A 14,546-nucleotide genomic window follows, 5' to 3' on the forward strand; every position below is an offset into this window, starting at 1 on the left:
TCACTCCAAAGAAGCGGTGCGGGCGGGGCGGCGGTCAGGCGAGGACGAGCGGGCCCCCGTCGAAGTAGCGCAGCAGCGGTTCGGCGGCGGCGCCCCGGCCCGGCGGGTGGAAGGCGAGCGCGGTGGACGCGGCCGCCGCCTGGGCGTGGCCGGAGGAGCGGATGAAGTCCAGGCCGCCGAGGAGCTCCAGGGAGCGGGCGGTGATACGGGGCAGCGCGTTCTGCACGGCGTAGCGGGCGACGAGCACCCGGGCCACCGACGCCTCGTCGCCCGGCTCGGAGCCGACCGCGCGGGCCACGCCTTCGAGCAGCGCGAGGGCGGCCTCCAGTTCGACCGCGAGGGCGGCCCGCTCCTGGACGCTGCCGCGCTCGCGCTCCTGGACCTGCTCGACCAGGGCCGCGGCACCGCCCAGGTATCCGGCGGTGATGAGCATCTCGAACCAGACGAACCCGGCGGTCTGCAGGTCGTCCAGGCGGCGCGGATCGTCGGCGCCGGCGCGGACGACCATGTCCTTGGGGACGAAGACGTCCTCCAGGCGCACCTCGTCGCTCTCGGCGCCCGCCAGCAGTTCGTTGCCCCAGAAGGGGTGGACGCTCAGGCCCGGCGCGTCGGCGGGCACCAGGGCGAGCGCCAGTTCGGGGTCGCCCTCCAGGCCGTGGATGGCGATGCTCGCGGTGAGCATGCTCATCGACGCGGAGAGGCTGCACGGCTTCTTCGAACCGGAGAGGAGGTAGCCGCCCTCGACCGGGCGGGCGGTCACCGAGGGGGTGAGGATGTTCTGTTCGGTGCGGCCCTCGGCCCAGCCGGAGGCCATCACCAGCTGGTCCGGGACGGTCCGGCGCAGCAGGTCGTTCTGGGCGTCGGTGAGCCGGCCCTCGGCGACGGCCAGCGAGTACAGCATGGCGACGGTGAAGTGGTGCATGGACACGGCCGCGACGAGGGACGGTGAGAGGGAGCCGAGGGCCAGCTGGGTGTGGAGCGCGTCCAGCGGGCCGGCGCCGTGGCCGCCGTACTCCTCGGGTATCAGCAGGCCGACGCCGCCGTGGATGCGGAAGAGGTCGATGATCGGGCCGCCGGGTTTCTCCCGCTCGGCGTAGGGGATCTGCTCCAGTTCCTTGAGCAGGCCGGGGTGGTAGCGCTCGCAGACGGCCCGAGCGGCATCGAGGGAACGCACGTCACAACCTCCGTGGGTCGGATGGGATGGGTGCCGTCAGTCGTCGAACGCGCCGAAGACCGCCTGGTAGGGGCTGACGTCACGCGCGATGCTGACGCCCTGCACGTGCGAGGTCTTGAGCATCGGGTAGTTGGCCTCGCCGAAGGCGCCGCCGGTGCGGCCGGTACCGCCGTGGCTCGGCAGGTACGGCAGGAACCCGATGTGGGAGTCGTTGACCTTCAGCAGGCCGCCGTTGACGACGCGGCGCACGAAGGTGTCGATGACGTGGTCGGAGCGCGACCAGAGGGAGTTGCGCAAGCCGTACTCGTTGGAGTTGACGAACCGCAGGAAGTCCTCCAGGAGGGCGTCGTCGTTGTCCGCCTCCGGCACGATGACCGGGATCAGCGGGAAGAACGTCTCCTCGCGTACGACGTCGTAGGTGCGGGCCCGGTCCAGGCCGTCGACGCGGACGACGGTGGGCTGGAGGAAGACACCCGTCTCCGACGGTGTGCCGTCCAGCTCGGTGCGGTTGCCGCCGGTCACCAGTTCGGCGCCGTTGTCCAGGGCCTGGCGCAGCAGCCGGAAGAAGCGCTCGCTGCGGCGCACCGGGGAGAGCAGGACGTCCTCCTCCTCGGGGAAGCCCGGCTTGATGGCCTTGACCTGCTCCTTGACCTCCGCGATGAGCTGGTCGGCGACGGCCGGGTGCACCAGGACGTAGTTGGGCACCATGCAGATCTGGCCGGAGCCGAAGAACGACTCGGTGATGGCCTCGGCCGCCCACTTCACGTCGGCGTCCTTCCACACCACGATGCCGTCGTTACCGGCCAGTTCGAGGATGGGCTTCTTGCCGTTGGCGACGCAGGCCTGCTCGAAGCGCAGGCCCTCCTGGCTGCCGCCGATGTAGAAGATGTCGTTGATCAGCGGGTCGGCGACCCAGCGGTCCAGGGTCTGCTTGGGGTTGGAGCACACCGCGTTCAGGACGCCGGGCGGGGCGTCGAACTCCTCCAGGAGCGGGGCCACGATGTCCCGCAGCAGCCACATGGTGGACAGCGCGATGCTGCGCGGTGCCCGCACCACGACGGCGTTGCCGGCCATCAGGGCGAGGACGGAGAGCGCGGCGCTCGGCAGCGGCGCGTTCTGCGGCGGGTTGAAGGCCACCACGCCGTCCGGCTGGCGCTGGAGGATCAGCTTGCGGCCGCCGTACTCCTTCTCGACGCGCATCTGCTTCGTGTACCAGCGCAGGGAGCCGGGGGCGTAGATCTGGAGCAGGCAGCTCAGCTCCCAGCGGGCCAGCTTCACCGGGTGCGACTCGGCGACCAGCATGTCCAGGAACTCGTCCTGGTGCTTGATCAGCTCCTCGCGGAACCGGGTGCCCAGACGCATCCGCCGCTCCTGCGGGACGGCCGCCCAGTCCGGGGCCGCCGCCGCCGCGGCCTGCGTGGCCAGGTCGATGGCGGAGTCGTCGGCGATCGCGCAACGCCCCACCACATACGGGTGGTTCGCCGCGTCGGATTCGGGGTCCTGTTCCAGCGTGCGCTTGAGGCTCACGCTGGTGAAGACGTCTTCCAGCAGGGAGCGCCCGCTGACGGTGTAGACCCACCCGTCACCCGCGACGTCCTTGCCCGCGATGTAGAGGTCATAGCTCTTGAGTCCGGAACGTGCCGGAGCACTTTCCTCCTGTATGGCGCCGCGCAGCATTATCAGCCTTTCGGGGTGGGGTTCTCCGAGTGGATTCCGATCTGGTGAGCTCTTGTTTCGAAGCATCTCGATCGTGGCAGCAGGATCTGACCTGCCGCTGACGCCGTACTGATTGCCGCTTCCGCGTTGTTTGAGCCAACCCTGTGGCGAGTGCGCCGAAGAAAGACTGAGTGGCGTGCGCATGGGGTACGCGCGCGACGTCAGTGAGGCGTCAGCAGTCATTGATTTCATTGCTCCATGTCTCCCCAACACATGACACTTCAGCAATTCCGGGAACTGCCCCGGACGGAACTCGCGGAGGAAATGGAGCAGCTCCTCGTCAGCCAGTTCAGGGCGAGTCTGCTCATGGACGAGACCGAGGAACTCCCGCTGGACATCAGCTACTTCGACCTCGGCCTCACCTCGCTGAAGCTCACGCAGATGAGGCAGACCCTCGAAGGAATCCTGGAACTCTCCATCAACGCCAACGTGCTCTTCAACGAGCCCACGGTCGGCCGACTCCTCGACTATCTCGTCGACGCCGTGTCCGATCCGTCCCGCGCCGCCACCGGCGCGATACCAGGCAGCAACTGACCCGACAGGGACCGGACGAGAAGGAGACGCTCCATGCCGCACGAGGAATCAGAGAACAACAAGGTGTCCGGCCGGGCGCCCGAACCGATCGCCATCGTCGGCGTCGGCCTGCGTTTCCCCGGCGGCAGCAATTCGCTCGACGAATTCGACGCCTTCCTGCGCGAGGGGCGCTCCGGTATCGGGCCCATTCCGGGCGACCGGTGGGACGTCGACGCCTTCACGCCGCAGAGCCCGGACGACAAGGGAAAGATCCACACCACGTCCGGCGGATTCCTCGACCGCATCGACCGTTTCGACGCGGCCTTCTTCAACATCTCCCCGAAGGAAGCGCAGTACATGGACCCCCAGCAGCGCATGCTGCTGGAGACCGCCTGGCAGGCCCTGGAGCACGCCAACATCGACCCCGCGCCGCTGCGCCGCGGCAACGGCGGCGTCTACATCGGCGCCAGCTCCATCGACTACGCCCTGGAGCTGGACTCCCTGCCCTACGAGGAACTGGACGGCCTGCTCGCCTCCGGCATCACCATGTTCCCGCTGTCGGGCCGCCTCTCGTACTTCCTCGGCTGGCGCGGCCCGAGCATGAGCATCGACACCGCCTGCTCGTCGTCGCTGGCCGCCCTGCACGTCGCCGTCCAGGGGCTGCGCGCCGGCGAGACCGACATCGCGCTCTGCGGCGGCGTCAACGCCCTGCACCACCCCCGCATCCCCGTCATGTTCTCCAACGCGCAGATGCTCTCCCCCGACGGCCAGTGCAAGACCTTCGACGAGTCCGCCGACGGCTACGCCCGCGCCGAGGGCTGCGGCGTCCTCGTACTGAAGCGCCTGGCGGACGCCACCCGCGACGGCGACACCGTCCTCGCCCTGGTCAAGGGCACCGCCGTCGGCCAGGACGGCGACAGCGCGGGCCTGACCGTGCCGAACGGCCCCGCCCAGGAGAAGGTCATCCGCAGCGCGCTCGCCGCCGCCGCGCTCGCCCCCGAGGACATCCAGTACGTGGAGGCCCACGGCACCGGCACCCCGCTCGGCGACCCCATCGAGTTCGGCGCCATCGGCGACACCTTCGCCGACTCGCACACCACGGACGATCCGCTGCTCGTCGGCTCCGTGAAGACCAACCTCGGCCACATGGAGCCCGCCTCCGGCATCGTCGGCGTCATCAAGGCGGTCCTCCAGATCAGATCCGCCACGATCTACCCGCACCTCAACCTCGACACCCCCTCCGGCCGCATCCCCTGGGACCTGTACCCGGTGCGCGTGCCCACCGCGTGCGAGCCGTGGAAGGCACCGGTGCGGCGCGCGGTCGTCAACAGCTTCGGCTTCGCGGGCACGATCGGCGCGGTCGTCCTGGAGCAGCCCCCGGCGCCGGTGACCGACACCGCCGCGTCCGGCGAGGCGCCCGCGACCCCGCTGTTCACGCTCTCCGCCAAGACGGCGGCCGCCCTGAGCGAACACGTCGCGAACTACCGCCGGTTGCTCGACACCGACCCCGCCCTGCCGGTCGACGCGCTCTGCTACACCGGCAACGTCGCCCGCACCCACCACCCGTACCGCCTCGCCGGTCCGGTCGCCGACCGCGCCGCCCTCACCAAGCTCCTGGACAAGGCCGCGGACCGCGACCACCAGGGCCCCGCGGGCATCCGCAAGGTCGCCTTCATGTTCAGCGGGCAGGGCTCGCAGTACGCGGGCATGGGCGCCCACCTGTACGAGGGCTTCCCGGTCTTCCGCCGGCACGTCGACGCGTGCGACCGCCTCTTCGCCGCCGCACTCGGCCGCTCCATACGCGACCTGGTCATCGGCACGGCCGATGACCCCGAGGCGATCGACCGCACCGAGTACACCCAGCCCGCCCTGTTCACCCTGGAGTACGCGCTCGCCCAGCTGTGGATGTCCTGGGGCGTGCGCCCGAACGTGCTCATCGGGCACAGCATCGGCGAGGCCGCGGCCGCCGCCGTCGCCGGGCTCTTCAGCCTCCCCGACGCCGTCACGCTGGTGGCCGCCCGTGCCCGCCTCATGCAGGCCGTGCGCGCGAAGGGCGGCATGGCCGCGGTCACCGCCCCCGCCGAAGACGTCCTGCCGCTCCTCGAAGCCCACCCGGACCTGGCGCTCGCCGCGGCCAACGCCCCCGACCAGTGCGTGATCTCGGGCGGTACCGAGGCGCTCGCCCAGGTCACCGCCGAGCTGACGGGCCAAGGCCTGCGCGTCGAACAGCTGGCCGTCTCGCACGCCTTCCACTCGCCGCTCATGGCCGAGGTGTACGACGACTTCCGCACCGCCCTGGACGCCGTCACCTTCCACGAGCCGGCCATCAGCCTGATCTCCAACGTCACCGGCAAGCTCGCGCGGTTCGCCGAGATCGGCACCCCCGAGTACTGGGTGCGGCACATCGGTGAACCGGTGCAGTTCCTCGCGGGCATCCGCGCGGTCGCCAAGCGCGGCCGCCACGCTCTCGTCGAGATCGGCCCCTCCACCGCGCTCACCGCCCTCGCCCGGCGCTCACTGCCCGTCGAGGACCACCTGTGGCTGGCCAGCCTGCGCCGCCGCGACCGGGGCGGCGACACCACGCTGCGGGCGCTCGCCGAGTACTACACCGCCGGTCTGCCGGTCTCCTGGTCCGGCTACCACGAGGGGCGCGCCGTCCCCGCCAAGGTGGCGCTGCCCACCTACGCCTTCCAGCGCAAGCGCTACTGGCTGCCCTCCGTCACCCCGCGCAGGGGCGCCACCCGGGGCGGGGCGGCGCACCACCCGCTGCTCGGCACGGAGGTCGCGTGCGAGGGCGCCGCGCGCGAGTTCACCGCGGAGTTCACCGTCGAGGAGCTGGGCGCCCTCGCCGACTTCGCCGACGGCGAGCGTACGACGCTGCCCGTCGGCGCCTACGCCGACCTGCTGCTCGCGCTCCAGGACGCCGTGCACGGCCACACCCGCGCCGCCGTCCGCGAGCTGCGCATCGGCGAACCCCTCACCCTGCAGGCCGAGACGCCCCGCACGCTGACCACCCGGCTGCGGCCGCGCCCGGACGGCGGCGCCGACGTGACCGTCCTGACCGTCGCGGAGCAGACCGGCGAGGACGAGCCGCGGGAGCTGGTGCACGCGAGCGCCGTGCTCACCGCGGGGCAGGACCAGCGGGAGCCGGAACTCACCGGGCTCGTGGCGGGCCCCGCCACCCTGGAGAGCGACGCCGAGGACCTCTACACCGACCTCGCCTCGGTGGGCCGCCCGTACGGCCCGCGCGCCCGCGCCCTGGCCACGGCGGCACGCCACCAAGACGGCGTCTTCACCGCCGAGTTGGAGTGCCGCGGCACCACCGCCGTCGAGCAGGTGCCCGCCGAGCTGATCGAGGCCGCGCTGGCGGCCGCCGTCGTCCTCGACCCCGAGGGCCCGGTCTTCCTGCCCCGGGAGATCACGTCCGTACGCCACTTCAAGAAGCCCCGCGGCGCCCGGCTGAACGTCGTCGCCCGCGTCACCACGGAACAGGACCGGCGCCTCGCCGACATCCTCGTCCTGGAGAACGGCAGCCCCGTCCTCGAACTCGGCGGAGTCACCCTGGCCCGCCCCGAAGGCCCCGCCGGGCAGCGGCAGTTCCTGCACCGCTCCGAATGGGTGCGCCGCGCCCTGCCCGCCCTCGCCGCGGACACCGCCCCCCGGCACGTCCTGCTCCTGGGCCGCGCCGAGGCCCCCGGCACCCCCGGCGCCCCCGGCGGAAACGGGTTGCGTGTCACGCCCGTCGCGGACGCCGCCGCGCTCAAGACCGCCCTGGAGGACACCTCCGTCACCGACATCTGCTGGAGCTGGCAGCCGCTGCCCGGCGCCATGTCCGCCGCGCTGTACCGCGCCGAGTGCGAGCACAACTACCGCGACCTGCTCGGCCTGCTCACGGTCCTGGACGCCGCGGCCCAGCAGCGCCCGCCCCGGCTGTGGCTGGTCACCGAGGGCGCCCAGAAGCTGCCCGGCGACCGGCCCGGCGACGGCGCCCACCTCGGCGCCGCCACCCTGTGGGGCTTCGGCCGGGTCCTGCTCACCGAGTCCCCGCAGTACCGCGCGACCCTGGTCGACATCGAGCCGGGCGGCGACCTGACGGCGCTGTTCGACGAGGTCCGCGCCGAGGCCCCCGGCGAGTTCCAGGTCGCGCACCGCACCGGCGCCCGCCACGTCCGCAGGCTGCTGCCCGGCGACGCCGCCCGCACCTGGCCCGGTGGCTTCGCACTGCGCACACCCGGCTCCGGGGACCTCTCCGACCTCTCCCTCGCGCCCGTCGACGACCGCGCGCCCGCCGCCGGTGAGGTCCAGGTGCGCGTCGCCTCGGTCGCCCTCACCGCCGAGGACGCCCGCGCCGCCCTGGACGGCGAACAGTCCGGCGAGGCCGGCCCCGTGCTCGGCTCACTGGCCGCGGGCACGGTCGTCGCGGCCGGCGCCGAGGCCGCGTTCACCGCGGGCGACGAGGTCTACGTACGCCATGACGGCGCACTGCGCGCCACCCTCACCGTCCCCGCGACCGCCGTGGCACTCGCCCCCGGCGCGACGCGCGGCACGGTACGGGGCGGCTCCCCGGCCTTCCGCCTGGAGGAAATCGGCGAGGCCCTGCGCACCGCCGCCTGCGGCTCCCGCGCCGAGGTGTGGGTGGACGTGCCCGGCGGCCCGGAGACGGCGCCCGCACCGGCCCGCGTCCGCCCGGACCGCACCTACCTCGTCACCGGTGGCCTCGGCGGCCTCGGCCTGGTCACCGCCCGCAAGCTCGTGGAACTGGGCGCACGGCACCTGACCCTGGTCAGCCGGAGCGGCCGGGCCACCGAAGAGGCGGCGCCGGTCCTCGCGGAGCTGTCCGAGCGGGCGGAGGTCTCCCTCGTACGCGCCGATGTGAGCGACGCCGGGGACGTGCGGCGCCTGGCCGCAGGCCTCGCGGCGGGGCCCCATCCGGTGGGCGGCCTCGTGCACGCGGCCGGTTCCTTCGACAAGAAGCTGATCGCGGAGCTGACCTGGGAGTCCATCGACGCCCAGCTGGCCCCGAAGGCGTACGGCGCCTGGCTGCTGCACGAGGCCGCCGAGGAACACTTCCCCGAGCTGGAGTTCTTCGTGACGTACTCCTCGATCGCCGCCGTCCTCGGCGGCGCGACGCAGGGGCACTACGCCGCCGCCAGCGCGGGACTCGACGGCCTCGCCGAGTGGCGCGGCCTGCACGGCCTGCCCGGAGTCTCCGCCAACTGGGGCGCCTGGGCCAGGGTCGGCATGTCCGCCCGGCTCGACGAGCAGCTGGCCCAGGAGATCGACCGCAGCGGCGTCCGCTTCTTCTCGCCCACCAGGGCGCTGGACACCCTGGCCGGGCTCTGGCACCGGGCCGGCAGCCGCCGGGTGGTCGGCGAGTTCGACTGGGCGCGCTATGTGGCGGGCTCAGTCGTGGACGACGCCTTCTACGACCGGCTCGCCCGGCAGGACCAGGGCGACGACGGCGGCACCGGCCTCGACCTCGCCGCGCTGAGCGCCCTGCCGAAGCCGGAACGCACGGCCCTGATCGCCTCGGCCGTGCGCGAACAGGTCGCCGCCGCCCTGCACATGGAGGCCGAGGACGACCTCGACCCGAACGCCGAGTTCGTCTCGCTCGGCCTGGACTCGCTGATGGCGCAGACCGTCAAGGGCGGCCTGGAGTCGCTGTTCCGGCTGCCGCTGCCCGCCTCGCTGACCTTCGACCACCCGACGGTCCGCCGGCTCACGGAGTTCCTCGACGGACGCCTGGCCCCGGCCACCCAGCAGCACCCCTGACCGTCCCCGTACGACAGCAGCCACCCCCCACGGCATCCACTCACCTCACGACACCCACCGAGATGTCCCACGCAGCGGGGAGACCACAGTGAGAGACCACACCACCAGCGGCTGGACGCTGACCCGGAGCTCCAGAGTCCACGCGGGCGCCCGGCCGGAACACGCGGCGATCATCTGCGAGGACCGCACCACGACGTACGGGAAGCTGCACCGGGACAGCAACCGCGCCGCCCACGCCCTGCGCGACGCGGGGCTCGGCCGCGGTGACCGCGTCGCCTACCTGGGCCGCGAGTCGGAGAACTACTACCTCACCATCCTCGCCTGCGCGAAGGCGGGCGCCGTCCTGGTCCCGGTCAACTGGCGCCTGACGAGGGACGAGGTGGACCACATCCTTCGGGACTCGGGCGCCGTACTCCTCTTCGTCGACGACGAGTTCTGGGAGACGGCGGACCGCGTCAAGCCGCAGCTCCCGCGGCTGCGCACCGTCGTACGGGTCGACGGCACCGACGGCGAGGGCGAACCGGCGCGCGGCACCGGGCTGCCCGCCTGGTACGCCAACCACCCCGACACCGACCTGGAGCCGGGCACCGGACCCGACGACGCCGTCGTGCAGATCTACACCAGCGGCACCACCGGCCTGCCCAAGGGCGCGGTCCTCGCCCACCGCAGCTTCTTCACGCTGCCCGCCGCGATGCGCGCGCACGGCGCGGAGTGGCTCGACTGGCGGCCGGACGACGTCAGCCTGATCTCGCTGCCGGGCTTCGGCATCGCGGGCATCGGCTGGTTCATGCACACCTTCAACGCGGGCGGCACCAGCGTGGTGATGCCGCAGTTCATCCCGCAGGAGGCGGTGCGGCTGATCCGGGAGCACGGGGTCACGATCACCTTCGCGGCGCCCGCCATGCTCCAGATGATGACGGCCGAACGCGGCGCGGGCCCCGCCGCGTTCACCTCGATGCGCAAGATCGCCTACGGGGCGGCGCCGATGTCCCCGACGCTGCTCGAACGCTGCCTGGAGGTGTTCGGCTGCGAGTTCGCCCAGATCTACGCCAGCACGGAGACCGGCAGCGTCGCGGTGTGCCTGCCGCCCGAGGCGCACCGCCCCGGCACGCGCCTCCTCACCTCGGTCGGCAGGCCCTGCCCCGGCAACGAGGTGAAGGTCATCGGCCCGGACGGCGAGACACTGCCGCCCGGCGAGACCGGCCAGATATGCGTGCGCACCCCGTCACGCATGCTCGGCTACTGGAACCTCCCCGAGGCCACCGCGCGGACCCTGGTGGGGGAGTGGCTGCACATGGGCGACGCCGGCTACCTCGACGAGGACGGCTACGTCCACCTGCGGGACCGCATGAACGACACGATCATCGTGGCCGGGCAGAACATCTACCCCGCCGAGGTCGAGAAGGCGCTCGCCGCGCACCCGGCCGTCGCCGACGCCGCCGTGGTCGGACTGCCCGACCCGCACTGGGGCGAGGCGGTGCACGCCGTCGTCGTCCGGCGGCCCGGCGCCACCGTCAAGCCCCGCGAACTGCTCGTCGCGCTCCGCGGCCACCTCGCCGACTACAAGATCCCGAGCGACTTCCACTTCGCCGACGACCTGCCGCGCAACCCCACGGGCAAGATCCTGCGCCGCGCCGTGCGGGAACGGCTGGCCGCCGAGGCACCCGCGCCGGCCGAGCGGCTCACGCTTCCCCTCCAGCGCCGCACCTCGGCGCGGGCGGCGTCCCTGCCGCCGCAGAGGCAGCCCATCTGACGTGCCGGCACCGCCGGCGCACCGCAACCTCCGCCACACGAAACGGAGTACCCCATGCAGTCCTCAGCCGGGCCCCTTCGCATCGGCATCCTGCTGCCCACCCGGGAGCAGGCCATCAACGGCACCTACGCGGCCGCCCCGCTGCTCGACTTCGCCCGGCAGGCCGAGGCGCTCGGCTTCGACTCGCTGTGGGCGGGCGACTCGCTGACCGCCCGGCCGCGCCTCGACCCCCTCGTCGTGCTCTCGGCGGCCGCCGCGGCCACCGAGCGGATCACCGTCGGCACGGCCGCGTTCACCCCCGCCCTGCGCCACCCGCTGATCGGCTCCCACATGATCGCGAGCCTCGACCACGTGGCCGCCGGCCGGCTGGTCCTCGGGCTCGGCTCCGGCTTCCCGATGCCCGAGACCGAGGAGGAATTCGCCTCCGTCGGGGCCTCCTTCGCCGGACGGGTGGGGCGGCTCGACGAGATCGCCGCGCTGTGGCGCACCGCCTGGCACTCCGGCGAGGAGGGCAGCTCCTGCGACTTCGACGGCAGGTTCTGGCAGGCCGAACGTCTTGAGCGGCTGCCGAAGCCGGCCACGCCCGGCGGCCCGCCGCTCTGGCTGGCCGGCAGTGACACCCCCAAGGTGCTCGCCCGCGTCGCCGAGAAGTACGACGGCTGGCTGCCGTTCCTGCCCGACGCCGAGGCGTACGGCAGGGCCCGCGCCCGCATCGCCGAACTCGCCGAGGCGGCGGGCCGCACGCCGGACGCGGTCACCCCCGCGCTGTACGCGACGGTCACCGTCGACCGCGACGAGGCGGCGGCCAAGGCCGAGCTGGAGCACTACATCGAGCACTACTACGGGCGCTCCCTGGAGCAGATGTCGGCCATCCAGGCCTACGGCTGGGGCAGCGCCGAGAGCTGCGCCGAGTGGCTGGGCGCCTATGTGCGGGCCGGCGCCCGCCACCTGGTCATCCGGATCGGATCGCTCGACCCGGAGCCGCAGCTGAAGGAGATCGCCGAGGTGCTGCTGCCCGCGCTGCGCGCCATCGGGGAGCAGACAACCGTTGGGAGAACACAGTCGTGACCACCGCCACCACCGCCACCGCCCTGGGCCAGGACATGTCCGCCGCGGGGGAGTGGTTCCACCCCGCCGAGCCGTCCGAGGACGCCTCCGTACGCCTGTTCATGCTGCCGCACGCGGGCAGCGGCGCCATCATCTACCGCGACTGGGAGCGGCTGCTGCCCGCCGACATCGCCCCGCAGGCGGTGACCCTGCCCGGCCGCCACAACCGGCGCGAGGAGACCTCGTACGCCGACTGGGACCCGCTGCTCGACGCGCTGCACGAGGCCCTGCTCGACGACCTGGACGAGCGGCCCTTCGCGTTCTTCGGGCACTGCCTCGGTGCCCAGCTGGCGTTCCGGCTCACCATTCGCATGGAGGCGGAGAGCGGCCCCGCGCCGGTCCTCGTCGGCATGTCCGGCTGGTCGCCCGAGGGCTTCTTCCAGCCGACGGAGGAGCAGAGCCGGATGCCCGACCCCGAACTGGTCGAGTGGATCAAGAAGTTGGGCTCCTTCCCCGCCGAGATCTACGACAACCCGGAGATGCTCGCCCTCGTCGTCCCCGCGCTCCGCGCCGACCTGCGGGTCGCCGCCCAGTACGTCGACGACGGCGCGGGCACCGCCTGCCCGCTGGTCTCCTACGGCGGCGCCTCCGACCCGCTGATGGAGAGCCCGGACGCCATGACGCACTGGGCCGGGCGCAGCCCCCACTACCTGGGCCACAGCGAGTACCCCGGCGGCCACTTCTACATCGACAGCCACGCCGAGGCCGTCACCACGCATTTCGCCCAGCGGCTGCGGCGGCTCGTCGCCGCCGCCCGCTGAGCCAACGACTCAGGAAGGTCGGTCATGACCACCGAAGCGGAAATCAAGAGCGCGGCACCACCGCTCGCGCCGGCGGCCGCGCCACCGGACGAGGCCGCGGCGGCCAAGCCGTCCTACGGGGCGCTCCTGGTCGTCCTGGCCGGCCTCTTCGTCACCAACCTCGACTTCTTCATCGTCAACGTGGCGATCCCCTCGCTCCAGACGAACATGCACGCCACGGCGGCGGACATCCAGCTCATCGCCGTCACCTTCACCATCGGCCTGTCCGCGCTGCTGATCACCGGCGGCCGGCTCGGCGACATCTACGGGCGGCGCAAGGTCTACTCGATCGGCGTGGCGGTCTTCACGCTCGCCTCGCTGGCCTGCGGCATCGCGCAGAACATGGCCGAGCTGATCGTCGCCCGCGGCATCCAGGGCGCGGCCGCCGCCCTGGTCATCCCGCAGGTGCTCGGCATCCTGACCACCACGTACTCGGGCAAGCACCGGGCCGTCGCGTTCAACGCGTACGGTGTGGCGCTCGGCGCGGCGGCGGTCTTCGGGCAGCTGATCGGCGGCCTGCTCATCAAGGCCGACGTCTTCGGCTGGGACTGGCGGACCATCTTCCTGATCAACGTGCCGATCGGCGTCCTCGTCCTCGTGCTCACCCCGAAGCTGGTGCCGGAGTCGAGGTCGGAGGGCCGCACCGGGCTCGACCTGACCGGCGTCCTGCTGGTCACCGCCGGGCTCACCGCCGTCGTGCTGCCGCTGGTCATCGGCCGTGAGGAGGGGTGGCCCGCCTGGACGTGGCTGTGCATGGCGGCCGCGGTGCCGCTGCTCGCCGCCTTCTGGGCCACTCAGCGGCGGCTCGCGGCGCGCGGCAGGTCGCCGCTGGTGAGCCCGTCCCTCTTCCGGGACCGCGCGTTCGGCGTCGGGTCCGTCACCATCCTCGTCTACTTCTCGGTGATGGCCTCCTTCTTCCTGGTCCTCGCGCTCTACCTCCAGCAGGGCCACGGCACGTCGGCCCTGAAGTCGGGGCTGCTCTTCGTGCCGCTGGGGCTCGGCTTCTTCGTGGCCTCGGCGATGGCGCCCAAGTTCGCCGCGCGGCTGGGACGCCAGGCGCTCGCGCTCGGCGCCCTGGTGGTGGCCGCGGGCGACATCGCCTTCGCGCAGACCGCCGAGCGGCTCGGCACCACGGGCTCGGTCGGCTGGTGCATCCCCGCGATGGTGGTCTGCGGCTTCGGGATGGGCCTGGTGGTCGCCCCGCTCACCTCCCTGGTCCTGGAGGGTGTGGCGCCCACCCACGCCGCGGCGGCCTCCGGAGTCTTCTCCACCGGCCAGGAGATGGGCAACGCGCTGGGCATCGCGGTCATCGGCGTGGTCTTCTTCGACCAGGTCGGGGAGCATCCGTCCGCGCAGGGCTACACCGACGGGTTCGGCTACAGCCTGTACGTCCAGGCCGGCATCTGCGTCCTGGTGGCGGTCCTGGTGCAGTTCCTGCCGCGCAAGGCCGAGAAGGCCGTGTAGCCGGCCGGAGAAGGCCTGAGGGGACGCCCGGCGACGGGGGTCCGACAAGGCGGGTGTCCCGGAGTCTCCGCTCCGGGACACCCGCCTTTCGCATGTCCGGCGGCAAGGACGCTCCGTGTGTTACAGCCATGTTTCGTGCGCTGGTCAGAAGCAGTGCGACAGGCTCCGCGAGGGTCAGCCGGGCGTCAGGGGAGCATCAGAGGTTTCGGCCAGCATGACGGAAAGGAATCAGCCACAACTGAGGGGG

The 14,546-nt window shown here is 72.5% G+C and carries 8 protein-coding genes; 6 read left to right on the top strand and 2 right to left on the bottom strand.

The window, feature by feature from the left end; genetic code table 11:
- Nucleotides 1-34: 34 nt before the first annotated feature.
- Complete coding sequence (locus J2N69_RS23955; protein WP_230902567.1) at nucleotides 35-1,174, bottom strand: acyl-CoA dehydrogenase family protein; 1,140 nt, start codon at nucleotides 1,172-1,174, stop codon at nucleotides 35-37.
- A gap of 36 nt (nucleotides 1,175-1,210) precedes the next feature.
- Nucleotides 1,211-2,851 (bottom strand): aldehyde dehydrogenase family protein, encoded by a 1,641-nt coding sequence (locus tag J2N69_RS23960; RefSeq protein ID WP_230902568.1) that lies wholly within the window; start codon nucleotides 2,849-2,851, stop codon nucleotides 1,211-1,213.
- Nucleotides 2,852-3,103: 252 nt separating this feature from the next.
- On the opposite strand from J2N69_RS23960, the gene J2N69_RS23965 reads away from it, so the two are divergent.
- From J2N69_RS23965 to J2N69_RS23990, 6 genes are all read left to right on the top strand, one after another.
- Nucleotides 3,104-3,424, top strand: coding sequence for an acyl carrier protein (locus J2N69_RS23965; RefSeq protein ID WP_230902569.1), 321 nt, complete (start codon nucleotides 3,104-3,106; stop codon nucleotides 3,422-3,424).
- A 33-nt stretch (nucleotides 3,425-3,457) separates the two neighbouring features.
- Nucleotides 3,458-9,175, top strand: coding sequence for a type I polyketide synthase (locus J2N69_RS23970; protein ID WP_230902570.1), 5,718 nt, complete (start codon nucleotides 3,458-3,460; stop codon nucleotides 9,173-9,175).
- Nucleotides 9,176-9,263: 88 nt separating this feature from the next.
- Complete coding sequence (locus tag J2N69_RS23975; protein WP_230902571.1) at nucleotides 9,264-10,928, top strand: fatty acid--CoA ligase; 1,665 nt, start codon at nucleotides 9,264-9,266, stop codon at nucleotides 10,926-10,928.
- A gap of 54 nt (nucleotides 10,929-10,982) precedes the next feature.
- Nucleotides 10,983-11,996, top strand: coding sequence for an LLM class flavin-dependent oxidoreductase (locus J2N69_RS23980; protein WP_230902572.1), 1,014 nt, complete (start codon nucleotides 10,983-10,985; stop codon nucleotides 11,994-11,996).
- A gap of 35 nt (nucleotides 11,997-12,031) precedes the next feature.
- Entirely contained in the window at nucleotides 12,032-12,796 is a 765-nt protein-coding gene (locus J2N69_RS23985) for a thioesterase II family protein (RefSeq protein ID WP_230904846.1), read from the top strand.
- Nucleotides 12,797-12,820: 24 nt separating this feature from the next.
- A complete protein-coding gene (locus tag J2N69_RS23990) occupies nucleotides 12,821-14,299 on the top strand; it encodes an MFS transporter (protein WP_230902573.1) in 1,479 nt (492 codons plus the stop codon).
- Nucleotides 14,300-14,546 lie beyond the last annotated feature (247 nt).

The organism is Streptomyces huasconensis, from assembly GCF_021028635.1.
Taxonomy (GTDB): Bacteria; Actinomycetota; Actinomycetes; order Streptomycetales; family Streptomycetaceae; genus Streptomyces; species Streptomyces huasconensis.

Excerpts from the sequence above, each read along its gene's own strand:
- J2N69_RS23965 (WP_230902569.1), top strand. The coding sequence starts at position 3,104 with ATGACACTTCAGCAATTCCGGGAACTGCCCCGGACGGAACTCGCGGAG.
- J2N69_RS23990 (WP_230902573.1), top strand. The coding sequence starts at position 12,821 with ATGACCACCGAAGCGGAAATCAAGAGCGCGGCACCACCGCTCGCGCCG.
- J2N69_RS23985 (WP_230904846.1), top strand. The coding sequence starts at position 12,032 with ATGTCCGCCGCGGGGGAGTGGTTCCACCCCGCCGAGCCGTCCGAGGAC.
- J2N69_RS23980 (WP_230902572.1), top strand. The coding sequence starts at position 10,983 with ATGCAGTCCTCAGCCGGGCCCCTTCGCATCGGCATCCTGCTGCCCACC.
- J2N69_RS23970 (WP_230902570.1), top strand. The coding sequence starts at position 3,458 with ATGCCGCACGAGGAATCAGAGAACAACAAGGTGTCCGGCCGGGCGCCC.
- J2N69_RS23960 (WP_230902568.1), bottom strand. The coding sequence starts at position 2,851 with ATGCTGCGCGGCGCCATACAGGAGGAAAGTGCTCCGGCACGTTCCGGA.